The organism is Enemella evansiae, assembly GCF_004362375.1.
Taxonomy (GTDB): Bacteria; Actinomycetota; Actinomycetes; order Propionibacteriales; family Propionibacteriaceae; genus Enemella; species Enemella evansiae.
The window spans coordinates 1-22,332 of the sequence record NZ_SNXA01000008.1 but is presented as its reverse complement, the minus strand read 5'-3'; the positions used below and the strand labels follow the sequence as shown (position 1 = coordinate 22,332).

The window sequence follows — 22,332 nt, the reverse complement described above, 5'->3', positions numbered from 1 at the left end:
GGTGCCTGCGACTCTGAAGACATACGGCGTCCTTTCGGTAGGTGTGCGCTCAGTCGCGCTCGATGGAAATGAGTTGGAGATCGTCCGGGACCAGGACGGTGCCGGGAAACGTTTCCTTGGCGGCGAGCCAGACACTGGGGTCGGCGTCCGCCGGGGCGATGTGGTGCAGCGCCAACCGGGCGACCTTGGCCCGGGCCGCGATCTCACCGGCCTCGACCGGCGTGGTGTGGGCGGTCCGGTGGTGCCGCATCACCGCGGCCAACCGGTGCGGGGCCTGGCGGCGGTAGGTGGCCTCGATCGTGTCGAGATCGATCGCCTCGTGCAGCAGCAGGTCCGCGCCGCGGGCCAGGCGTACCAGGTTGTCACTCGGTGCGGTGTCCCCGGAGACCACCACCGACCCGGCATCGGCATCGATCCGGTACGCCAGGGCGGGTGCGATCGGCTGATGGCGGACCAGGGTGGCGGTGATGCGTACCCGATCGTCCTCGTGGACGAGGAACGGGTCCATCTCCGGGTGCGGGTTGTCGTTGGGGTGGAAGCCGGCCGCCGCGGGCGGCTCGATGTCCACACCGGTGAACAGTTCCTGCGGATCGACCCGCAGGCTGTCGCGCATCCGGTCGGTGACGTCGGTGCCGTAGGACTCGATCAGGCCCGCGATCAGCGCCGCGGTCCCGGGGGTCGGGTTGTTGGGATACGGCAGCGCGGGCTCGCTGCTCGCCGCGGGGCTCAGCGCCGGCAGCGCACCGCGGTCACCGGGACCGTAGACCGGTACCGGTCCCTCGGCACGCGGTCGCATCGCGGCATGACCGAAGAGCATCAGCCCGGGCAGGTCGACGACGTGATCGGAATGCAGGTGGGTGATCAGCACCGCGCGCAGCGCGTCGAGCCGAATGCCGGCGCGGTGCAGCTGCCCCGCGGCACCGTAGCCACAGTCGATGAGGTAGGCCGCGTCACCGACCGTGACGGCGGTCGCGATGCCGCTCCGCGGCCGCTGCCCCCACCACCGTGGCCCGCCGGCGGTTCCGAGGGTGATCACCTCGACCGGATCCGATGCTGCCATCGCCCGCACCTCTTTCCAGACGGCCGACACCGGCTGCTCCGGCGTCGAGTGGGAACATTCGAGCATGATCGTTACCCACTGAAAATCACCGAAAATGGGTGAACTACCTAAGATGAACTGATGAAGGAGCCAACCCTGCGCCAGCTCCGCTTCCTGCTGGCGGTCGCCGATCACGGGTCGGTGCAGGCAGCGGCGAAGGCGCTGCACATGTCCCCGACCGGTGTCTCGGTCGGGCTGGACGAGCTGGATCACATCATCGGCGTGCAGCTCACGGTCCGACGGCGATCCAAGGGGGCCGCGCTGACCCCGGCCGGGCGCGAGGTGGTGCGGCGGGCGCGGGCCATCCAGGATGCCGTCGCCGAACTGGGCGTCGCCGCCCAGCAGATCCGCGGCACCCTCACCGGTGTCGTGCGGGTCGGCTGCTTCCCCACCCAGTCACCGGCACTGGTCCCCGAACTGCTGGAACGGCTGCAACACACCCATCCCGGACTGGAGGTCGACCTGGTCGAGGATTCGGCTGATCGGCTGCAGGACCAGGTGCGCGCCGGGGAGCTGGATCTTGCCCTGATGCTGGAGAACCAGGCCGATCGCGATCTGGAGGTGATGCCGATCATGCCGACCCACACCCAGGTGCAGATCTCACCGCGGCATCGGCTCGGGATGCGGCGAAGGCTGCGGTTGGCCGAACTGGCCGAGGAACCGCTGGTCCTGCTCAATGTCGAACCGAACGCGAAGCTGACCCTGGCCTCGTTCACCGATCGTGGGCTGACCCCGAAGGTGCTGACCCGCACGGCCAGTCACGAGACGATCCGTTCGCTCGTCGGTCGCCGACTCGGCTACACCCTGATCATGGGCGTCATCCAGCGACGGACCAGCATCGAGGGACTGCCGCTGGCCTACATCCCGCTGGCCGACGACCTCCCCGCGAACGCGGTGGTCGCGGTGCGGCGCCCGGGCGGTCCGACCAGCGCCCGGGTCACTGCCGCGATGCGGGTCGTGCGGGCCATCGGGTTGGCCGCAGGAAACGGGAGGCCGTCGCCGGCCAGTGATCTGCTGCCGGGATGAACTCCGTGCCGGGCGCATCGGGGTGCGTTATGCCGGACCGGGCATAACGGGACAAGCATCTTGCATTGGTGACCGGGTGACGACAGGAGCAGGGTGCTGATCACCACTGTTGTTCCAACGGCTCGACCATCAGGAGGCGCCGTGACCGCTGCGAACCCCACCGATGAACGACTTCATCGCTTTCTGACCGACGTACGCCGAGAGCTCGGCCCGGACGCGGTGAGCGATTCACCCGAGGTCCGCACCCGGTACGGCGACTCAGAACTCCCCAGCGGCCCCTGCCTGCCCGCCGCGGTGGCATATCCCCGCAGCACCGCTGAGGTGCAGACGATGGTCCGCCTGGCGAGTCGGCACGTCGTGCCGCTGCATGCGATCAGCACGGGTCAGAACGTCGGCCTCGGCAACTCGGTGGCCGTGGCACCGGGGACGGTCACCCTCGATCTCGGCCGCCACCTCGACCGCATCCTGGAATTCGACGATCGCTTGAACTACGTGGTCGTCGAGCCGGGGGTCAGTTATGCCGCGCTGGCAGCATTTCTGGTCGACCGGGGGGACCACCTGATGTGCGACACCACGTCGGGTCCACCGACCGGCGGTCCGCTCGGCAACACCCTGGACAAGGGCGGTGGCTACACCCCGGCCGCCGATCATTTCGGGAACAGCTGCGGCCTCGAGGTCGTGCTCGGCGATGGCCGCGTATTGCGTACCGGGGACGGTGCATCCCCCGACAGCCGCACCTGGCACATCGCGAAATACGGCTTCGGGCCGGTGCTGGACGGTCTCTTCCTGCAGTCCAATCTGGGGATCGTCACCAGGATGGGGATCTGGCTGATGCCCAGGCCACCGGTGATCCGCTCGTTCTTCTTCATCTTCCCCGATGACGACGACATCGCCGAGATCGTGGAAATCGCGCGTACGTTGAAGTTCTCGGGCCTGGTACCGACGGCGATCAAGCCACCGGCGACCTCTACTCACTGGCTTCCCATATTCCCTACCCGGATCTGCCGCGGCCGCTGACGACGCAGCTGCGCCGTGATCTGCACCGCGAACACGATGTCGGCGCCTGGATCGTCAGCGGTGCGCTCTACGGTTCCTCGGAGGAATCGATTGCGCCCGCCCTTGATCGGGTCCGCAGGCTCTTCACCGATTCGGGGAAAGGACGCTTCATCGACCATGACGAGGCGTTGGAACGCCCGGAGTTGAAGATCCACATCGATACCTACAGCGGGCGGCCGACCGAGACGGAGACCGCGATGGTCGACTGGCGCGGCGGTGGCATCGTGTCCCTGACACCCGCCACCCCGATGATCGGCGAGGTCGCACTCGAGCATCAGCGGCTCTCTCGCCGGATCCTTGACGAGCACGGGCTGGATACCTGCATCGACTACATCTTCGCCGGCCGGGCCTCCCGGGGTCTGCACAGCATCCTGTTCGATCCGAGCGATCCCCAGGAGTGCGCCGACGTCACGGCCGCGAGTGCGGCGCTGCGGGACGAATACCGGCGGATCGGCTATCCGGTGGGCCGAGCGCCCGCCGACATGCAGGTCGAGGAGATGAGTCACCGCGACGAGGTGTTCCGCGAGGTGCTGCACCAGCTCAAAGGGGTCTTCGACCCGAACCGGATCCTCTCCCCCGGTCGATACGGGATGCACTGACCACGGATGAGGTCTCATCGGTCGGTCGGTACGCAGAGATCACACGCCAACAGCGGGGGGCTGCACCGGGGTCAGGGGTCGGTATGAGAGTCTGACGTCAGGTCAGCCGCTGATAAACCTCTCATCGCCCCGTCCGGTCCAGAACAGGAGCCCTGAGTTGTCCACCCGCACCCCTGCCCTCGCCCTCACCGGCTCGGTGATCGGCCTGACGATGACCGTCGGGCTCACCGGGCCGGCCATCGCCGCCCCGACACCGAGCCCCACCCCGACACCGACGGCCACCCCCACGCCGAGCGCCTCACCCGGGCGTACGCCGTCGGCCACCCCGACCACGACGCCACCCTCGGTCGCGCCGACGCGCTCACTCACCCCGAGCCCGACACCCAGCGCCAGCCCGACCCCCACTCCCGCCCCCGGCCCAACGGCCAGCCCGGAGCCTGCGCAGTCCCGCGCCGCCGACGAGTTCGTCGTCAAGGGCGAGATCCTCAAGCGCTACAACGAACTGGGCGGTGAGCAGGGGCAGCTCGGCAAGCCGACCAGCAACGAGTTCGTCGCCGGCCGGAACGTGACCGTGCAGCGCTTCCAGGGCGGCAACATCTACTGGCGCTCCGATGTCGGGGCCACCCACCTGGTCGGCGACATCCTGCGCAAGTACGGCGAGATCGGCTGGGAGAACGGGTTCGCCGACATTCCGGTCGCGGGTGAGTTCAAGGGCAACGACGGGCGCTCCTATCTGAACTGGTTCCGCAACGACACCACGATCATCTGGAACCCGGGCACCGGCGCGCACGTCGTCCGCGGGTCGATCCGGCAGAAGTGGCACGCCGAGGGCGCCGAGGGCGGTTTCGGCGTACCGACCACCGACGAGTTCGCCGGCAATGACGGCGGCCGCTCCCGATTGAGCTTCTTCCGCCGGAACGCCGGCGGCGACGCCACCATCATCTGGACCCCGCAGACCGGTGCACACAAGGTCTACGGGTCGATCCGCGAACGCTGGCACTCCCTCGGCGCCGAGGGCGGTGTCCTCGGTGCGCCGACCTCCGACGAGTTCGACGGCCAGCGGGGCACCCGGGTGCAGCGTTTCGAGAAGGGGTTGCTGATCTGGAGCCCGGCCACCGGTGCGCAACCGGTCGTCGGCGCCCTGCTCGCCGACTATGAACGTCGCGGCTGGGAGGGCGGTGACCTGGGCGCCCCGACCTCCGGTGAATGGCGGTTCGTCGACGGCTGGGGGCAGGACTTCCAGAACGGCCGGTTGCTGTTCCTCGACAACGGCAGCTATCGCACCCAGGTGCGGGTCAACGCGTTCGTCCGACAGGCCGGGCCGGGTGATGTGCAGAGCACCTTCCGCGCCGGCTGCCCGGTCGGCCCCGACCAGCTGCGGGTGGTCGAGATGAACTATCTCAACTATGGCGGGCGGATCGGCCGCGGGATGATGGTGCTGCGCTGGGACGCCGTGGAACCGACGGTGCGCGCCTTCTCCGGTGCCGCCTGGGATTCCTTCCAGATCTTCCAGATGCGCAACCCGGACGTCTGGGGCAACGACCCGGATCAGATGTATGCCAACAACACCTCCGGCTTCTTCTGCCGCTCGGTGGTCGGCAATCCGTATTCGATGAGCCCGCACTCCTACGGTCGGACGATCGACATCAACACGGTGCAGAACCCCTACTACGACGGGTCGCGCTGGTGGCCGAGCAACGGCACCCCGTGGATCGACCGGAATCGGCGGGACCCGGGGATGTTGTTCGACGGTGGGCTGATGACCCGGAACCTGACCGACAACGGATACTTCTGGGGCGGTTGGTGGGCCGACCGGGACTACCAGCACTTCGAGATGCGGTGAGGGTGGCGATGGTACGCCGTGGCCTGGTCGGATCGCTGGCTTTCCTTGCACTGGTGGGTTTATCGGGATGCGGTGGTGGCGGGGGTACGCCCTCGCAGCCCTCCCCCGCGGCACCAGCAGGCCCGACGGCGACGGGCGCCGCGCCCGGGACGCCCGCTGGCGGCGTACCCACCGGACCCGGGCCCGGCGATCCGGCGCCCGAGCCGTCGATCTCGTACGCCCCCGGCGCCGGGCCGCCATCCGGGGCGCGCCCCGGTGGCGGTGCGCCGCAGCCGACACCGGCGCCTTCCGGCGTACCCGCACCGACCGCGGCCGGACCGCTGGACGAGGCGGCGCTGCCGCGCGCGATCGCCGGCTACACAGGGGTTCCGGGCAAGCCGACCGAGGGTGAGTACAACCCGAACGGCACCTGGGTGCACGCCACCGATCCGGCCGTGGCGAGTTTCCAGGCACTGCCGATGTGCGGGACCGAGCGGGAGACGCCCAAGGCGGCGTACGCCCTGGCGGGCAGCTATGCCGGTCCGAACCAGGCGCCCGGAAACGGCCTGGTGCTGCAGTTCGCGAACGCCCAGGCTGCGCAGGGCTGGTACGCCGCATTCATCGACCGGATGGCCGCCTGCCCCCCGGACAACGGCCCGGTGACCGTCACCGATCTGAGCAGGGGCGAGGGTTCGTTCACCGCCCGCCGCAACATCTCCTACGCCCGGACGACCTGGTCCGAGGCCGGCCGGGTGAAGGGCGATCGGGTGCTGCTGATCGCCCTCGGTGGTACGCCGGACCTGCGCCAACTGGGTACCGAGTTGCAGCGGTTCTGATCCACGTGCGAGGGCATGAAGAAGGGCCCCCGTCATCCGACGGAGGCCCAGTGTGGTTGATCTGTGGACCTCCGTAGAGAGTTCGAGAACCCCTGCCCGGCCTTGAAAACCGTGGCTTCCCGCAGGTCTCGCGGGGTTTACAAGCGGGATCGCAGACCGTTGGAGCCGGCTGTGGTGGACTCGCGGGGTCGGATGGTGCGTGCGGTTGGGATGACTCAAACCTTTCTGAGCGCGGCGCAGGTGGACGAGCTGGTGGCCCTGTACGAGGCGGGCGCGACGCTGGTGGAGTTGGGCGAGCGGTTCCGGGTGCACCGCCGCACGGCGGCGGCGCATCTTGTCCGCCGGTCGGTTCCGATCCGGCGCCGCGGACTCGCTGCGTGCGACCTCGCCGAGGCGGTTGAGCTGTACGTCGATGGGCTGACGCTGATGGAGGTGGGGCTGCGATTCGGGGTCAGCCAGCAGGCCGTCAGACGTGCACTCGCTGCGGAGGGTGTTCCGATTCGGCCAGGTGGGCGGCGCCCACGGGTCAGCGCGTGACGTAACTGCGGCAGGTCCACGGGCGGATCGCGGCGGCGAGGATGTCCGCCAGCGCGCCCCGGTCGGAAATGGGACGTACGCCGCCGCGATCGACGGCATAGACGGCCACGCCGGAGGCTTCGAGTTCCGCCAGGACGAGCGGGGCGGCGGAGATCGTGCGACCGAGCCGGTCCAGGCGTGCGACGACCAGGACGGTGAGCTCGCCTGCCAGTGCGTCGGCGAGCAGCCATGCCAGTTCCAACGGGACACCGGCTTCGTCGCTGTAGTTGCGAGTGACATCAAGGCCGAAGTCGCGCGCGAGGGCGCGACACGCGGCCCGCTGCCGTTCGTGCGCCTGGGGAGCGGGCGGCATAGGTGTAGATGGCGGCGGTCATCGGACTGCATCGGCCGTCATAGGCACTTTGTCCGCCGAGTGGCCGTGGGTGGCCTGCCGACGTGCGCGGCGTCGGGCGACCGTTTCCTGGGTCCGGGCACGGATCAGGAGGACGAGGCTGACCGGTCCCATGATGATGAACTTCATCGCGTTCCACACCGACCACAGCACGACCAGATGCAACCAACCTGGGCCACCGTCAGCGATGGCGTTGGTGCATACGCTCGCGATGAGCAGGTAGGGCACGGCGAGGAGCATCGCGGGGATGCCCCACCTCAGATTGTGGCGGCGTCGGATCGCGTCGAGCAGCCGGTTGCTGGGCATGTAGCGGCGCAGGTAGTAGCGGGTGTGGGCGCTGAGCGTCCAGATCAGGCGGATCATGGCGGGCCTCTCGTCACACGTGTCTCTCCGTCGAGGAGGCAGTACGTGTGTGAGCGCCCAAACTGGGCCGTCCCGAAGGACCCGCGATCGAGGAGAACCTGCCTCATCGCTCACTGTACTCCGGTGTCCTGACCAACGGAACTGACCACGCGCGCTGCGCTTGCTGTACGTCGAGTGGGTCGAGGAACCTAGGTCACGCGGCCTCGCCGGCGACACGTGCCCTGGAGCTGGACGGTGCCGCGCATCTCTGTCCAGCGGGCGTACATATGTGGAACTGCGATGTGTTCGATCCCGGACGTGTGCATCACGTACGCCTACTGGCCTGCTAGCAAAGCTGTCTCGTTGCGGCGAATGATCGACTCGACCTTGGGGCAGTCGACGTTCCAGATGTTTGAAAGCGATAAGCAGGCAACGGCGATGTCCCACGGTTCTAGAGGGGCACGACGGAGTTGAGCGAACGGACCGTCGGTTTCCAACAGGACACGGCTACGTGGCATCGCAGCCACAAGGCTTCGGCCCTTGGCGCCAGCGAGCATCGCCGGTCCTACGCTGAACCAGCAGCCTCGGCTGATCGCCCTCTCAAGCTCGGCGCGGCTGCCGGAGAACCAGTGCAAGATGGGCGAGCGGACCCCGTCGAACTCCTCTAGCAAGTCGAGCACTGGCGTGGCTGCTCGGCGGCTATGAATCGAGATGATCTTGTCTCCCGCGTCGTTACACGCATGGAGGATATGCCGGAAGATCTCTGACTGATCTGCCCAACTCGTCTTGAATTCGGGAGACCCGTCGAGACCCACCTCACCAATGAAACGTGTCTCGTCGAACAAAGTGTCAAAGGTCCTCAGCTCGTGCTTTCGTTCGCTGGCCAACTGCGGATGGAGTCCGAGAGCGGTTCTGATGGCGGGCCGCCCTTGGCCCAGCCGGGAAGTGCCCGTCCACGCTGAAGGTGTGGTCGTCACTGACAGCAGGCCAATTCCTCTGCGCTGGACTTCATCAGCCGTCTCGACGGGGTTGGGGTAGAGATCGAGATGAGAGTGGAAGTCGATCACGCCAGGCCGTGCTCCCCGTGCAGCGCACCCAGTTCGTCGAGTCCTCGCTGAAGCATCTCGCGTAGCGCTGTTCTGCTCGTGATCCGCGGCGAACTCAGCGTAGGACCGAGCCACCGATCGAACCCTTCCTCGGCGACAACGAGCCGGGCTAGTGCCACAGAACGCACATCGTCAAACGCGGCGTGGTCTTCGTCGGGACGACCGAGGTCCGCATATACGTAGTCCGTGGGATCGTCGCGACCCCAAGCGATGAACGCGGCGCGACGAATCTGGCACGGTACACACCGTCCGCAGTGTCTGTAGTTGAATCGCTGAAATCGCCCGCAGCTAGTCGATACCGACGCTTCAGCAGATAGGAGCGCTTGGTCTAGACACTCGCGCAGCATCTCCCCTTTTGTCTTCTCCGCGTAGGGGTTGATTATTCTAACCCTCAGTCCCACACCATCAAGGATTTCCTGCATCTGACCGAGGAAATGCGGATGAGCGGTGCGCGTGCTGAGGCTCCCAATCCGCGCGATGGTTAGTGGAGGATTGATCGCAATGAAACCGTTCTCGCACACATAGAGCGGAACAGACTCACCACTGCGATAGCGTTCTGTTGACGTAGCGGCCAAGACAGCAAACGCGAGGAATATCAGCGAACGCGAGCGCTGCGACGTCTCTTTGAGTCCGCGTCTAGTGCTCGCATTATGGTTGACCTGTAGGTGTTCAATGCCACCGCCGATGATCCGCGCGAACCGATCCTGCTTGTCGGCGTCTCCGCGCACTGTCTGACTCACAGCGAACAGTTGCCGGCCGTTCGAGGCAAGATCGATGGCGCCGATTAATGAATCCAGCCCTCCCGATAGCAGCACGACTGCGTCTTCATCTGGATAGCGCGGGGTCCTGGGTGGCTTCGGGATCGCACCCCCTCCCCGGAATTCGACTTGCCACCGGTCGGTAGTGAGGAACGCGAGTGCCGACGAGAACGAGGAGGCGGACGGTTCCCAGCGTGCTGAGTCGTGAAGGGCAACGTTGAGTTCGAGTTCGCGAGTCCATCCATCCGGGCTGGTGTCTCGCTTCGTCGCCCCGTCGGCGACAACGACTGAGAGCGCGATCGCCAGCAGGTCCCACGCTGCGGAGTCAGGTACTAGCTTCTGTCGCCGCACGGTCAGCGCAGCTGACCCACCCGCGCTCGCCACGTCGTCCGATGTCGCTCGGCCGAAAAGGACAACGGGGGTAGACGTGTCATCGACCTTCGTGAGCGCGGAGGTTGGTCCGCTGACATATCTCATGTCGTGTACTCCTCGAACACATTGAGCGTCTCGCGGAGCGCTTGTGCGGTGAGTCGCGCCATGTTTGCTGTCGTCGCCGGGGCACCCCGTTCGCGAACAGTTCTGAACGCCGCAGCGACTTGCTGGCTGATGAACTCCCGTACCTGCCTCAGACGCCGTAGGGCTGTCGCCGGGTCGGGCGCCTTGTCCATGATCGTCTTCTTGAGGTCCAGACAGAATCGGCCGTAGACGTCGAGCGCCGCGTATCGCTCGATGACGAACTCTCGTTGCGCGTCGGTGAGCGCGAGCAGATCAGCATCAGGGAAACGGGCCAAGAGGTCGGTGAGAGCGTCACGAACCGCGTGCCGGGAAGACTCCCTGTCTTGCGTTCCGTCGGCGGGGCTCGCAGCTTCGACAATGGCGTCCAAGACCACGTTGACATCGTTACCGCTCGCAAGTGCCGCGTCCCGGAGCGCGCTGCCATCGGGGGCGCGTCCTGACTGGAGTACGCCGTTCAGGCGCCCGGCGGTTGCTGCGGTGCCGCCGACGCGACGGCTCATTGTTACGCTGCCGCCGTAACCGGTTCTCACGTAGTGGCCAAGCGTCCGACGCAGATAGCGGCTATCACCCGACCGAACGAACCTGCCGAGTCCGCGGCGAGCGTCGCGGAAACGGGCGCGAGGCGCTAAGGGGTCGGGCTTCGGCGCGTCCTCGCCCTCTGGAGGCGAGTCTCCGTCCGGTGGTTCAGGCGGGTCGATGTCATCGGCCCAAGGTGGTACCAGCGGGACTCCTGCCCCCGGCCCACTGCTACTTTGCGAGGTTCCCATTCTGGCCCTGACTGTCGATAATCTTCTTTACAGGGCCTGCGACGTCCGGCGAGCTTTTCCAATGCGCGAGCACGTCGGATGCCCACGGGAGTGACGCGATTTTCGGAACGATACTGGGCTCGATCTGTCCACCGGGACGCTCGATGAGGAACCCGGCGATTGTGGTGCCCTGTGACTCGTCCGCGTTGGCGACAGAAATGCAGGCTTGCAGGATCGCCGGAACGCCCCATGCCTGTTCCTGCCGTGCGCGGGCAAGTAGGCGTTCCATAATGATGCCAATTTCCGTTCGCTGGAGACCTCGCAAGTCGCTCTCTAACGCCTCGGCTTCCTCGGGACTCTCCAACAGCGCTGTAAGCAAGGCGGCAGCCTCAGATGAGAGCCGATCTGCCGAAGTGATCAGTGGGGCTTGTTCACGTCCCACATACAGGGCGCCTCGAAGGTCTTCGTCGGCGAGGGCTGGAGGGAGTGCGAGCCATTCGCGGATGAAGGCGTCGTCCCACGCGCCCGTGAGCTCATACTCCTGTCCAGATAGCGCAGCTTCTTCCCATTCTGCGAGGAGCCGTGGCTTTCCGTCTGGATCGGCGTTGACAGCGGACGTCAGCGCCGCGTAGGCGGCCTTGGGCGCGAGGCGCTCGAACAGGAGCAGCTTCGCTAGCACGGCTTCGTCCACGCCAACGCTTTGCGCTGCCGATATCGTCATCCGGATCGAAAGTGCATTGAGGAAGCGCTTGATGAGTCGAGGGTTACCGGCGATGCGGTTAGAGGTCGTCATGAGCGGCGCGAGGCGTTCAGCCGTATCGAGCCGCGCGACAAGGGCAGCCGGTAGTTCTACGCCGCAGTTGGAAATGTAGTTCTTATCGACCCGCTTTCCTTTCCAAGAATCCCGGAGTTGGGAAGCAATTGCTGCACGCAAGTCATCTTTTTGCCGGGCGTCGAGTCCGCTGTTCTCGATGAAGAGCATCATCATGTAGGCCCGTACCTCCTGGGTACCGAGGGCGGGGACTCGGATCGGAACTTGAATAAGCTTGTCGAAGTAGTTGGTGACCAGCGTGTCGTCGTCGAGTTCGCCGAAATGCTTCTTTACCGCGTGCTTGATCATGTTGTCATCAGCCGCGATGACGAAAGCTGTGTTCTTGAGGAACAGGAACAACCGGATCGCTTCGAGCGTGGATATTGTCGTGTCGGGTAGACACCGATCGAGGTCGTCGATGAGAACGACTAGGGTGACCCCGATTTCTTCCAGCGCGTCCTCGAAAGAGTCTCGAAGCGCCTGAATTTCCTTCGGAGGCGAGTACTCCTTCTTCGGGTCCAACAAAGCGCGTCCTGCCGCAGCAACTGTCGACGCAGCGGCACCGGCTCTCTCCAGCCCCTGCTCATCAATCTCGCCCGCTGCTCCGTCCTTGATAACGGAGGCGACTTCCGCAGGGAGGCCGATCGGAGGAAGCCCCAAGGCGACCGCCGCCGCCGGCAACGCGAACAGTTTCGCCAGACGAAACCACTTGACTCGGCCGAGGAACTCTCGGGCCTTATCAACTCCCGACTCCCTTGCGGCGGCCTCAGCAGTAAGTTTGCTCGCAATGACATCCAGGAGTGCGGCTCGGGCATCGTCATAACCCTGATAGAGCCAAGCGTTGAACTCGACGAAGAGGTACTTTTCCGGGGAGTTCTCGGGTTGATGCTTGCTCAACGAGGCCTTTGTGAGCTTGATCATCGACGACTTGCCCACGCCCCAGTCGCCTGAGACCCCGATGGAAACGGGCCGACCATCCGCGGCGACGATCATCTCGGCAATCGTGTCCGCCACGCCCTCGAAGTTGAGGAAGTCTCGATCGGTCTCGTTGTCGGGCCACATGGTGCGTCGGCCCTCCTCAGTCCGGCAAGTGAGTCCTCTCCTGGCCGCAGGATATCCTCCGCAGCGGCGACTTGGACGGAGGCGCGCCGAGCTGAGCGTCGAAGACTCGCAGAGTTGTAGCAAGTCAGAGGACCCGGCCGTCACGTTCCACTGTGATCGATCGCTGTGGAGCAGCCTGACCGTCGCGCGGCGCCCGGCCCTGGTCGCGTATACGTGCGAGTGCCGCCGCCGCTCGTGCCCGATCGATTCTCTGTGCCTCAGCGTCGGCAGGTGGCCCGATGGCTGTGTCATCGGTGATGCCGTAACGGTCGCGGTAGGCGGCGATCGTGCGGACGTACCTTCGCCAGGTGTGCGCTTTGCGCGGGTCGCGCGGCGGGCCACCGAGTGGCCGCGTCCAGGGTTCGCCGGCGTCGCGGGCGGTGTCGAGCACGGCGTCTGCGCGGGTCTCGATCAGCTCGCGCCGTTCATCAAGGGCCTGCCGCATATCGGCTGCCATCGGGCCGTCCGCGGACGGGACCAGGCCGGCAATCAACCGTGGCGCCTTCCGGGTGCGGCCCGACCCTGCCGGGCGGGCGGTGGCGCGCGCGACCCGGTAGTGCAGGACCGAGGCGATGTCGTCAGCGTCATCGAACCCGCGCGCGGCGACCAGCCGCGGGAACAGTCGATCGAGGTCGTGGTGGTTCGCCTCTGCTCGGCGGAGTTCGGCCGTGAGCGCTCCGAACGCCTCCGACTCGACGGCGGCGTCCGCCTGTTCGACGGTCAGGCCGGAGGATCGGATCAGGGTGGCCCAACGGTCGCGTTGGGCGGCGGCGGCGACGGTCTCGTACTCCGCGGCGAGCTGAGCGATCGAACCCCAATGTTCTTGTTCGGCGGTGATGGTCCCGTGCGCGGACAGCTCGGCCCCGACGTGCTGGAGCACCCCGGACAGGACGGACCGGCCGGTGGCTTCGGGGTTGTCGCCCGGATGCGGGCTAGCGTGGTCGTCGGCCCGGTCGAGGATCACGTAGGCGCGGTTGGCGTGCTTGCCGCGGGTCATCGCGACGTAGAAGTTCTCCCGAGTGGTCGTGGGCTCGACCAGGACGTGCGCGGTGTCGACGGTGACGCCTTGCGCCCTGTGGGCGGTGACCGCGTATCCAAGATCGGCGTGATCGGCCACGTAGGCGGTGGGGAGGACGATGGAGCCGCCGAACCGGCGGCCGGACTTGCGGATAGTGACTGAGCCGTCGTCATGAACGCCGGTGATGGTCCAGGTGTCACCGTTGCGCACCCACGTCTTCCCGGACCGTAGGCGGCGGTCGTTGCGGCAGGTGATGATCGTGTCCCCGACCCCGGCAGTGGTGCCGTCGTTCAGCTCGACCTCCCGGCCTGGCTTCAATGTGCCGTCGAGGATCAGATCGGCACGGGCGCGCTGGTTGAGCGTGGTCACGTCGTCGCGGGTCTCGGCGACCAGCACCGACACCAACCCGTGCTCTCGGTCGGCGCGCCAAGCGGTGTAGGCGGCGTCGGTCATCGCCTCGGCGTCACCGTCGCGGATGCGGTCGTGGTCGAGGTAGGTGTCGATCACCTGCGTGCGTCCGTGACGGAGGGCGAGGGAGGCGGTCTTCTCCCACTCGTGGGTGAACCGGTGCACGTCGGCCAGCTCGGGCGCATCGTCGCGATCACCGACCAGGAGACCGAAGGCGCCGCCGGCGTCCACGGACTGGAGCTGGGCGAAGTCGCCCACCAGTAGTACCTTCGCCCCGGCCCGTTCGGCCATGTGCGTGATGCGATCCAACGAGAGGGTGCCGGCGAGGGAGGCTTCGTCGATGATGACGAGCTGGCCCGCCTTGAAGTCCTCGCCGTGGACGAGGTGGTTCTGCCACCACTTCGCCGTGTTCTCCGTCGCGATCCCCAAGTCCTCGGAGAGAACCTGCGCGGCCACCGCGGACGGCGCAAGCCCGACCACCGAGCCTTTGCCGTGCTGCTTCTCCCAGGCACGTCGCAACGCGTTCATAGCCGTCGTCTTCCCGGCGCCGGCCGGGCCGACCAGGACATCGAGGACGCGGCCGGAGACGGCGATCTTCATCAGCGCGTCGGCCTGATCCTCCCCGAGCAACCGCCCCTCGGCATCAGGACGGGCGGTGATCTTCTCCACCGTGGGGAGCGGGACGGTGGGCGCGGTCAGGGTGCGGGAGCGGTCGAGCAGCCGGTCCTCGGCCGCCAAGAGTTCTTCGGAGGAGTACACCGTGGAGTGCTTCGGGCGGAACACGCTCGTGCCATCCACCCGCCGGAACGGGGCCGGAGAAGTGGCGAGGTCGGGCGGCGTCAACCGCAGCGACACAGACTCCGCAGCGTCGGCGATCATCCTCACCACGGCTTCCCGGTCTTGCATGGTGGCGAAGCGCCAGCCCATCGTCTGCCGAGACGCCTCGGCCATCAGGTTCCACCGCCGCCACGTGGACCGCTTCTCACCCACGACGCCGACCACGGTCTGCCCGAGGTCCGAGATCGCGTCCAAGGGCACGTCGTCGGCACGCAGCAGCAGCGCTTTGTCGTTGTCCGTCACCGCGCGTGCCCAGCCGGTGGCGTCCTGGCCGAGCACGCCGGTCGCGCGGGTGCGCCACTCGGCAGTCAGGTCGGCCAGCGACCGGACCTCCTTCTCCGGGCGCGTGGCCAGGGTGGCTTGGGCGCGGAGCTTGATGATCGTGGCTGTTGAGGGCTGGCGGCCGTGCCGGGCCACGTACTCGGCGATCAGCCGGTCCTTCTCAGCGTCGATATGCCGGGCACGAGTCGAGAACTCCTGAACCAGCTCCTCCGGAACGCTGCTGATCGCCCATGCCGGGTTCCGGTCCCGGCCCATGTCGCGCGCTTCCCACTCGACGCCGAAGGTGCGGGTCATGTGGTCTGCGAACACCGCCTCGTGCAGCTCCGACAGGGCAACTACGGCGGCGTGCATCGGCCGCCCATCCAGACTGCGCCACTTGCCGTCGAAGGCGGTCTGCACCTTGTTGGAGATGACGACGTGGGTGTGCAAGTGGGGGTCACCGGCGCGGGAGTCGAAGTGATCGAACGTCGTCGCGACCAGCCCGGTCACATCGACCTGCGCAACCGCGCCGTCACCGGCGGTTGCGCCGGACCGGGTGGCTGCAACCTCCCGCTCCATGAACGCAACCACCTCCGCAACCGCCGCATGATGCGCTTCACCGATCAGCGCCTGGGTTCCGGCGTCGGCGACCGCCCACAACGCTGAGGCCGACTTCGGGATCGAGAAGGTGAAGTCGAACCCCGCCACCGCCCGCCGTCTGCCGCGCTCGGTCTCCTCGGCCTCGATCTGCGCGACCGCGTCGCCTTTCGCGCCAGGGCTCAGGTCGGGGTCGAGGTCGGCGATCCGGGCCTCGATCCGCTCCGGCACCGACTTGTAGGCGGGGAACGCGCGACCGAGCGGGTCGCCGGTGATCGGGTCACGGCCCATGCCCATCAAGAGCTGGAGCTGGGCCTCCGACACCCGATCACCGACCGCGAGCCGACCCTTGCCGAGCGCGGCGACACCGGACCCGAGCCATTGGCCCGGTGGTGTTCCCGCCTCCACGTAGTACCTCGTCAGCGGCGTTGACAGGGTCCGGTCACCGTCTGCGGCCGCGACGGTGCGCAGTAGGTACTTGTAGCCGTCACCCGCGCTCATCACGCGCATCGAAACCGTCACCGGCGCCACCGCCTTTCGACGGTCAGGTGAGCGGGCACCGACCGAGCGGAAGCGTCAACTTTGGTTGACTGCCTTGATCTGCAAGACGCGTGGTAGCACTGACGGTGGGCGGACCGCGAGGCAGATCGGCCTTGGCCTGACGGTTGGAAGCGTGTGCGCTTCGGCGTCTCGTCAGCGAGGCATCAGCGGCAGTTGAGCGAGTTCGTGCACCTGGCAGGTGATCAGCCCGGCGAAGGACTCCGTGAGGAGTTCGGGTCCGGGGTCACCGAACTGCCGGAGCCCTCATGCACGACCACGCCGCCCCGTTTCATGGCCGTCGTCTGCGGGTCGGGTCGCTGTTCTCCGGATACGGCGGCCTCGACCTCGCCGTCGAGCACGTCTTCGACGCCGAGACCATCTGGTTCTCTGAGATCAACGAGCCCGTCGCCCGTGTCTTCGCTCACCACTGGCCTGACGCTCCGAACCTGGGCGACATCACCGCCATCAACTGGAGCACCGTGCCCCCGGTGGACATCCTCTGCGGAGGCTTTCCTTGTCAGGACGTCTCGACCGTGGGCAAGCAGGCCGGCCTCGCACCTGGCACCCGCTCGGGACTCTGGTCGCACATGGCGTCCGCGATCGAGGCACTGCAACCGGAGTTCGTCGTGATCGAGAACGTGCGTGGCCTGCTCTCCGCACCGGCGGTCCGCAACCTTCCAGAAGGAGCCCTCGATGACCGATGCAACCCCGACCACGCAACCCCCGGCGGGGATGCGACCGCAACCTTTCGCGGCGTGGAACCCGACCCGTGGCGTCTGGGAGACGACTCAGCCCGACCTCTCCGGGCAATGGGCGCCGTTTGCGGAGGCTTGGCCGACCTCGGGTTATCTGCACGATGGATCGGCCTACCGGCTTCCCTCATTGGCGCTCCACATCGCCGCTTCCGCATCTTCGTCCTCGCCCACCGCACTGTTCCGAACCCCACTCGCCTCGGACTCCTCCCGCGGCGGGGAGAGCCTGGAACAGGTGAAGGCGCGGCGCGGGACGATCGCGCTGAGCCATCAGATCATCGACCTCGCCCTGCATGGACCACATGGCTCACCGAGGCAGAGCGACGACTCGGCGACGCTGTGGTCCCTGATCGAGGACATCTTCACCGCTGGGGACACTACGCCCATGCGATCGCTCGATGGGAGCACATCACTGGACGCGAGGCTCCCGCACCAGCACTCCTGAACGAAGCCAAAGGGCCGAGGCCCGCGCCTGAGTTCGTGGAGTGGCTCATGGGGCTTCCGGCTGGATGGGTCACCGATGATGGTCACGGACTGACGGACAACCAACAGATCGCCGTCCTGGGCAACGGGGTGCTTCCGGGCCAGGCATCAGCCGCCCTTCGTTCTTGCGTCCTCTCCTAGCTTCCCGTCATCTCTCTGTCGAAGGCAGTTCCCGATCTCACGGCGATTGTCCGGTCGGGGGTGGGCGCTTGACTTCAACGGTGGTTCAACTTCTAGCGTCGTCGGTGTAGTCGTGATCGTCGCGGAGCGGCGAGGAGAGGATGCCTTCGAGTGATCGATGAGCACCGGTCGGGAGCTCAGCGCTGTGAGCTATGACAGTCAGAGAATTCCGGGGTTCGGCGGCGTAGTTCTCACGCCAAGTGTTGACGGCTATGAGACCGCCCGTCAGATCTTCAACGAGCGTCTCGTTGGTCGTCCCGCTCTGATTGCGCAATGCACTGGGGCCGCGGACGTCCAGGCTGCGTTGCGATACGCCCAGGCCGAGAACTTGGCGGTGTCGGTCCGTAGCGGTGGGCATGGCCTGGCCGGGTGGGCGAGCAATGACGACGGTCTCGTCGTCGATCTGACCAGGCTGCGCTGGGTCCGCGTCGACCCAGATGCGCGCTCGGCTTGGGTCGGAGGCGGAGTTCGCGCTTTGGATGTCGTGACCAAGACACTCGCGCACGGATTGGCGCCGGTGACTGGAGTCTCACCTCTGATCGGTCTTGCCGGGCTCGCTACCGGAGCCGGGGAGGGTTTTCTCACCCCGCAGCATGGGTACGCGAGCGACAACGTGCGGGCCTTCGAGTTGGTGACCGCGAACGGGAGTCTTCTCAGGGTGTCGGCGACGGAGCATGCCGACTTGTTCTGGGCGATGAGGGGTGCTGGGCCGAACTTTGGGGTCGTGACCGCGATGCAGGTTGACCTCCACCCGGTCCCACCGGTGGTCGTCGGCGGTTGGCTCACGTTTGACGGAGTCGATGCGTTGCGAGTCACCGAGTGCGTCTGGGACCTCTTGGAGCGCGGATCGCCCCGATTCTTCCCACAGATCACCTACGGAGTCGATCCTGGTGGAGCGATGCACGTGCGCGTGATGCCCGGTTTCCTCGGACCGGAGGAGTCAGCGATCGATGAGATCACTCAGCTCCGTCAATGCGCTCCGCCGCTCGATGATGACGTCTCGGCGATGAGCTACCTCGAACTGCTACATCAGATTCCGGGCGAGTTCGGCAGACGGCATTCATGGGACATCTACCATCTGCCCTTCGACGTCGATCGCACGGCCCAGATCGAGATGGTGCTCGCACAGGCAACGCGCCTTCGCCCAATGGGAGGCTTCTTCGACCTATGGCGCACAATGCCCGGCTCTGTCAGCGCCCCGGCTAGCGCTCTGCCCCGCAGACCAGGTGTTTCGCTCGTCGCGGCCAGCATCTGGGAGAACGCCTCTGACGATGACTTGGAAATCGCCCGGATCAGCGAGATCGCGACCGCATTCAGGGACTCAGGTCTGGTCGGTGAAAGCCCTAGCGCGTCCAACCATGTTTCTTCACACGAGCCGCCCCGTGTGATCGCGAAGTACGGCGCGGATGGCTACGCTCGGCTCCAGCGTCTCAAAGCGGTCTACGACCCTCACAATGTCTTCCGGCGCAATTACAACGTGCCTCCGGCGCCGTGAAGCCTCGTCGCTGTTGGCGGTGGCCGCTCCTCTTTGAGTGTCCACGACGCGCGAGTCCCGAGGTTCCGGGGACCAACGGGTCGCAGTCTCTCAACCGTGAGTTGTATCGAGGTTCGAGCCGATCTCGCAGAGCGCGGCTTCTGATCCAAGAACGTCGAGCTGGGTCTTGAGGTCGCTGACGCGCTGTTCCGCCTCGGCCACAAGTCGGTCGGCGACCCGACTCCAATCGTCGCGACGCGGGTCGACGGGGAGGTCGCTGAACAGATCGGCGATCTCGCGCACGGTCAGCCCGACGCGCTGGGCAAGTCGGGCGACCTGGATGCGGCAGGCGGCGGATTCGTCGAAGCGGCGCTGGTTGCCCGAGGTGCGTACCGCGTTGATCACGCCGTGCTTCTCATAGAACCGCACCGCTGATGGCGCCACGCCACTTTCATCGGCAACGTCGCTGACGGTGAACACCTCACCGGCGCTGACGGACGGCAAGCTGATGGGTTGGGGCGTGGTCAGTGTCATATCTACACGGTACGCCCGTCCCGGCTTGACTTCAACATATGTTCAACCCTCAGCGTGGTGGACATGGCCACACAGACACCACACCCCAGCGACCACTCCCCGACCACCGCGCCCAGCCGAAGGCGGGTGGCGGTGATCTCCTCGAGCGTGCGCACGGACCGGATGTGTCCGACCATCGCCGACTGGGTCACTGCGACCCTCAGCGACGTCGACGGGGTCGAGGTCGATCTGATCGATCTGGCCGAGACAACGCTGCCCGATGACAGCCTGCTCTACCCCGGCGGCGGGCCGAAGACCGAGGTCGCCGACAGGATCGAGGCGGCCGAGGCGTTCGTGTTCGTCACCCCGGAGTACAACCACTCCTACCCGGCCTCGTTGAAGCGGCTGATCGACTGGCACTACGACGAGTGGGTGCGCAAGCCCGCCATGATCGTGGCTTATGGAGTGCGCGGCGGGTACGCCGCGATCGAGCATCTGCGCGGGGTTCTGGCCGAGCTGAGCATCGTCACCACCCGGCGCGCTGTCGGCCTCAGTGCCCCGTGGGAGGTGCTGGACGATGCCGAGTGCTACAGGCCCGCCGAGGACGTGACCCAAGGATTGCGGGGCGCGCTGGCCGAGCTGGACTGGTGGGCTGGGCTCCTGACCGACGCTCGCGCCAACCGTCCATTCCCGAACTGACGGAGTCGAGCAACGATGAAGGCTTCACCGCGGCGGGCATCCTGGCGGGACTGGTTCGGTCTCGGCGCGATGGCCCTTGCACTGTTCATGCTCTCCACCGACAACACGATGCTGTTCCTGGCCCAGCCCAGCATCGGCGCTGATCTGCGTCCCACCGCCGCTCAGGGTCTATGGATCGTCCACGTTGGCGCGTTCCTGGGTGCCGGCCTGGTCATCACCATGGGACGCCTCGGCGACCGTGTGGGACGCAAGCGCCTGGTCATCATCGGGATGGCCGGCTACGGCGCGGCCTCGCTGTTCGCGGCCTTCGCTCCCACCGCCGAGACGCTCATCGCCGCCCGAGCACTATTGGGGGCCGCGACCGCGGCCGTGACGCCCTCGGCGATGGCGCTGCTGCGCACGATGTTCACCGACTCCCGCCAGTTCACCCGTGCCTTCGCCATCGTCATGGCCGCCTTCTCCGCCGGCGTGGCCTTCGGGCCACCCATGGGCGGACTGCTGATCGAGTACTTCTGGTGGGGCGCGGTGTTCCTGGTCAACGTCCCCGCCGCCATCATCTTCCTGGCCATCGCACCCTGGGCGCTCCCGGAGTTCCGCGACGATGAGCCCGTCCGGCTCGACCCGCCCAGCATCGTGCTGTCCGTGGTCGCGATCATGGGAGTCATCTACGGCATCCAACAAGCCGCCGAAGGCAGCCCCGAAGCCCAGCACGTCGTGATCGCAGTCATCGGCCTGGCGGCCGGCTACCTGTTCATCCGCCGCCAGCGCCGCATCGACCAGCCACTGCTCGACTTGACGCTCTTCAACGCATCCCACGTGCGCGTCACCCTGATCGCGCTGTTCTTCGTGATGATCGCGTCGGTCGGACCCGACGTCCTCGTCGGCCCGTTCCTCCAAGTCGGCCTCGAACTCACCGCCCTACAGGCCGGGATGCTCCTGTTCATCCCCGCCATCGCGTCCATCCCGGCCACCATGCTCGCCCCACCCCTGAAACGCCACCTCGGAGTCCGCGGCGGGACCGTGCTCTCACTCTCCCTGACCGCCACCGGGTTCGTCGTGGCCGCCCTGGGTTTGCTGGCCGAGCAGAGCACCACCACCCTCGTCGTCCTGATTGCCGGGCTGTCGCTGGTCGCACTCGCCGGGGCCGCCACCACCCTGCTCAGCGAACTCCTCGTCACCAGCGCACCCGTCCAGCGCACCGGCAGCATGAGCGCCCTCCAAGACGTCGGCAGCGGCCTGGGCGCCGCCAGCGGCATCGCCCTGCTCGGCACCCTCGGCGCCATCGCCTACCGCACCACCCTCACCACACCGTCGGGGCTCAGCAACGCCGACGCCATGGCCGCGTCCGAGAGCCCTGGCGCCGCCGCCAGCATCGCCAACCAGATCGCCGACCCCGCAACCCGGACCGATTTCCTCGTCTCCATCAGCGACTCGATGACCCTGGGCCTGCAGTCCGCCCTCGTCATTGCCGCAGCCCTCGCCATCGGCATCATCGTCCTCCTGCTCCTCGGACTCCGAGGCCTCAAACCATCCAGCGACGAGCACTGAGACGACGCCGACATGATCGCCGACCGTATCCGTGACAGCCCGACCGCCCATCGAGAATCGGCCGTCACTGAGCCCTAAGACAGGCTCGCCCCGCTTGGGCGATGCAACAAAAGCTTTCGCGCCGATCCTGGCGCGAACCCGCACGGTCCATTCGCCGATCGGCCCCGTCGCCTACGACTGCGGGACTGTCGCAGGAACGGTGTAAGTGGCTCTACCGCCCGGATGGGCGAGAGGAGTCATGATGACCGACACACTGGTGGGCATGAGCCCACCGAG

At 66.7% G+C, this 22,332-nt stretch carries 20 protein-coding genes and 1 pseudogene; 11 read left to right on the top strand and 10 right to left on the bottom strand.

Annotated features, from left to right (window positions below):
• Window positions 1–49: 49 nt before the first annotated feature.
• Window positions 50–1,060, bottom strand: coding sequence for an MBL fold metallo-hydrolase (locus C8D81_RS00700; protein WP_133625369.1), 1,011 nt, complete (start codon window positions 1,058–1,060; stop codon window positions 50–52).
• A 120-nt stretch (window positions 1,061–1,180) separates the two neighbouring features.
• Between C8D81_RS00700 and C8D81_RS00695 the strand changes: the two genes are divergently transcribed.
• From C8D81_RS00695 to C8D81_RS00675, 6 genes are all read left to right on the top strand, one after another.
• Entirely contained in the window at window positions 1,181–2,125 is a 945-nt protein-coding gene (locus tag C8D81_RS00695; RefSeq protein ID WP_094360225.1) for a LysR family transcriptional regulator, read from the top strand.
• 141 nt (window positions 2,126–2,266) lie between these two features.
• Complete coding sequence (locus tag C8D81_RS21145; protein ID WP_208109054.1) at window positions 2,267–3,142, top strand: FAD-binding oxidoreductase; 876 nt, start codon at window positions 2,267–2,269, stop codon at window positions 3,140–3,142.
• Between the two features lie 167 nt (window positions 3,143–3,309).
• Entirely contained in the window at window positions 3,310–3,780 is a 471-nt protein-coding gene (locus C8D81_RS21140; RefSeq protein ID WP_208109053.1) for an FAD-linked oxidase C-terminal domain-containing protein, read from the top strand.
• 157 nt (window positions 3,781–3,937) lie between these two features.
• On the top strand, window positions 3,938–5,623 hold the full coding sequence (locus C8D81_RS00685; protein WP_133625368.1) for a M15 family metallopeptidase: 1,686 nt from the start codon (window positions 3,938–3,940) through the stop codon (window positions 5,621–5,623).
• Window positions 5,620–6,438 carry a hypothetical protein gene (locus C8D81_RS00680; protein WP_133625367.1) on the top strand — a complete coding sequence of 273 codons (819 nt, stop codon included), beginning with the start codon at window positions 5,620–5,622 and terminating at the stop codon, window positions 6,436–6,438. The genes C8D81_RS00685 and C8D81_RS00680 overlap by 4 nt, the downstream gene beginning before the upstream one ends.
• A gap of 240 nt (window positions 6,439–6,678) precedes the next feature.
• Window positions 6,679–6,975 carry a hypothetical protein gene (locus C8D81_RS00675; RefSeq protein WP_229237895.1) on the top strand — a complete coding sequence of 99 codons (297 nt, stop codon included), beginning with the start codon at window positions 6,679–6,681 and terminating at the stop codon, window positions 6,973–6,975.
• On the opposite strand, the gene C8D81_RS00670 is transcribed toward C8D81_RS00675, so the two are convergent.
• From C8D81_RS00670 to C8D81_RS21420, 8 genes are all read right to left on the bottom strand, one after another.
• Window positions 6,965–7,327 (bottom strand): recombinase family protein, encoded by a 363-nt coding sequence (locus C8D81_RS00670; protein ID WP_133625365.1) that lies wholly within the window; start codon window positions 7,325–7,327, stop codon window positions 6,965–6,967. The genes C8D81_RS00675 and C8D81_RS00670 overlap by 11 nt on opposite strands.
• An 18-nt stretch (window positions 7,328–7,345) precedes the next feature.
• Window positions 7,346–7,729: a sulfate permease gene (locus C8D81_RS00665; RefSeq protein ID WP_133625364.1), complete on the bottom strand. Its 384-nt coding sequence runs from the start codon at window positions 7,727–7,729 to the stop codon at window positions 7,346–7,348.
• A gap of 314 nt (window positions 7,730–8,043) precedes the next feature.
• On the bottom strand, window positions 8,044–8,775 hold the full coding sequence (qatD, locus tag C8D81_RS00660) for a Qat anti-phage system TatD family nuclease QatD (RefSeq protein ID WP_133625363.1): 732 nt from the start codon (window positions 8,773–8,775) through the stop codon (window positions 8,044–8,046).
• Window positions 8,772–10,049 carry a Qat anti-phage system QueC-like protein QatC gene (gene qatC / locus C8D81_RS00655; RefSeq protein ID WP_133625362.1) on the bottom strand — a complete coding sequence of 426 codons (1,278 nt, stop codon included), beginning with the start codon at window positions 10,047–10,049 and terminating at the stop codon, window positions 8,772–8,774. Before qatC ends, qatD begins: the two co-directional genes overlap by 4 nt.
• Complete coding sequence (qatB, locus tag C8D81_RS00650; protein WP_166646621.1) at window positions 10,046–10,855, bottom strand: Qat anti-phage system associated protein QatB; 810 nt, start codon at window positions 10,853–10,855, stop codon at window positions 10,046–10,048. The genes qatC and qatB overlap by 4 nt, the downstream gene beginning before the upstream one ends.
• A complete protein-coding gene (locus C8D81_RS00645; protein WP_133625360.1) occupies window positions 10,836–12,707 on the bottom strand; it encodes a KAP family P-loop NTPase fold protein in 1,872 nt (623 codons plus the stop codon). Before C8D81_RS00645 ends, qatB begins: the two co-directional genes overlap by 20 nt.
• Before the next feature lie 124 nt (window positions 12,708–12,831).
• Complete coding sequence (gene mobF / locus C8D81_RS00640) at window positions 12,832–16,389, bottom strand: MobF family relaxase (RefSeq protein WP_229237894.1); 3,558 nt, start codon at window positions 16,387–16,389, stop codon at window positions 12,832–12,834.
• A gap of 221 nt (window positions 16,390–16,610) precedes the next feature.
• Complete coding sequence (locus C8D81_RS21420; protein WP_229237944.1) at window positions 16,611–16,832, bottom strand: hypothetical protein; 222 nt, start codon at window positions 16,830–16,832, stop codon at window positions 16,611–16,613.
• Between C8D81_RS21420 and C8D81_RS21415 the strand changes: the two are divergent.
• From C8D81_RS21415 to C8D81_RS00630, 3 genes and pseudogenes are all read left to right on the top strand, one after another.
• Window positions 16,725–17,021 (top strand): annotated as a pseudogene (locus C8D81_RS21415) (DNA cytosine methyltransferase); the annotation flags it as partial. The gene C8D81_RS21420 and the pseudogene C8D81_RS21415 sit on opposite strands and share 108 nt — an antisense overlap.
• Window positions 17,022–17,100: 79 nt before the next feature.
• Entirely contained in the window at window positions 17,101–17,604 is a 504-nt protein-coding gene (locus tag C8D81_RS21410; RefSeq protein WP_229237943.1) for a hypothetical protein, read from the top strand.
• Between the two features lie 336 nt (window positions 17,605–17,940).
• Window positions 17,941–19,317, top strand: a complete 1,377-nt coding sequence (locus tag C8D81_RS00630; protein ID WP_133625824.1) for an FAD-binding oxidoreductase — start codon at window positions 17,941–17,943, stop codon at window positions 19,315–19,317.
• 90 nt (window positions 19,318–19,407) lie between these two features.
• On the opposite strand, the gene C8D81_RS00625 is transcribed toward C8D81_RS00630, so the two are convergent.
• Window positions 19,408–19,830 (bottom strand): MerR family transcriptional regulator, encoded by a 423-nt coding sequence (locus C8D81_RS00625; protein ID WP_133625358.1) that lies wholly within the window; start codon window positions 19,828–19,830, stop codon window positions 19,408–19,410.
• Window positions 19,831–19,956: 126 nt separating this feature from the next.
• Here C8D81_RS00625 and C8D81_RS00620 point away from each other — a divergent pair, with 126 nt between their 5' ends.
• Window positions 19,957–20,508, top strand: a complete 552-nt coding sequence (locus C8D81_RS00620) for an NADPH-dependent FMN reductase (RefSeq protein WP_208109052.1) — start codon at window positions 19,957–19,959, stop codon at window positions 20,506–20,508.
• Between the two features lie 15 nt (window positions 20,509–20,523).
• Window positions 20,524–22,056 (top strand): MFS transporter, encoded by a 1,533-nt coding sequence (locus C8D81_RS00615; RefSeq protein ID WP_133625356.1) that lies wholly within the window; start codon window positions 20,524–20,526, stop codon window positions 22,054–22,056.
• Window positions 22,057–22,332 lie beyond the last annotated feature (276 nt).

Coding starts and splice junctions, on each gene's coding strand:
- C8D81_RS00700 (WP_133625369.1), bottom strand. CDS start 1,060: ATGGCAGCATCGGATCCGGTCGAGGTGATCACCCTCGGAACCGCCGGC.
- C8D81_RS00695 (WP_094360225.1), top strand. CDS start 1,181: ATGAAGGAGCCAACCCTGCGCCAGCTCCGCTTCCTGCTGGCGGTCGCC.
- C8D81_RS00670 (WP_133625365.1), bottom strand. CDS start 7,327: ATGCCGCCCGCTCCCCAGGCGCACGAACGGCAGCGGGCCGCGTGTCGC.
- C8D81_RS00665 (WP_133625364.1), bottom strand. CDS start 7,729: ATGATCCGCCTGATCTGGACGCTCAGCGCCCACACCCGCTACTACCTG.
- qatC (WP_133625362.1), bottom strand. CDS start 10,049: ATGAGATATGTCAGCGGACCAACCTCCGCGCTCACGAAGGTCGATGAC.
- qatB (WP_166646621.1), bottom strand. CDS start 10,855: ATGGGAACCTCGCAAAGTAGCAGTGGGCCGGGGGCAGGAGTCCCGCTG.
- C8D81_RS00645 (WP_133625360.1), bottom strand. CDS start 12,707: ATGTGGCCCGACAACGAGACCGATCGAGACTTCCTCAACTTCGAGGGC.
- C8D81_RS21410 (WP_229237943.1), top strand. CDS start 17,101: ATGACCGATGCAACCCCGACCACGCAACCCCCGGCGGGGATGCGACCG.
- C8D81_RS00630 (WP_133625824.1), top strand. CDS start 17,941: ATGAGCACCGGTCGGGAGCTCAGCGCTGTGAGCTATGACAGTCAGAGA.
- C8D81_RS00625 (WP_133625358.1), bottom strand. CDS start 19,830: ATGACACTGACCACGCCCCAACCCATCAGCTTGCCGTCCGTCAGCGCC.
- C8D81_RS00615 (WP_133625356.1), top strand. CDS start 20,524: ATGAAGGCTTCACCGCGGCGGGCATCCTGGCGGGACTGGTTCGGTCTC.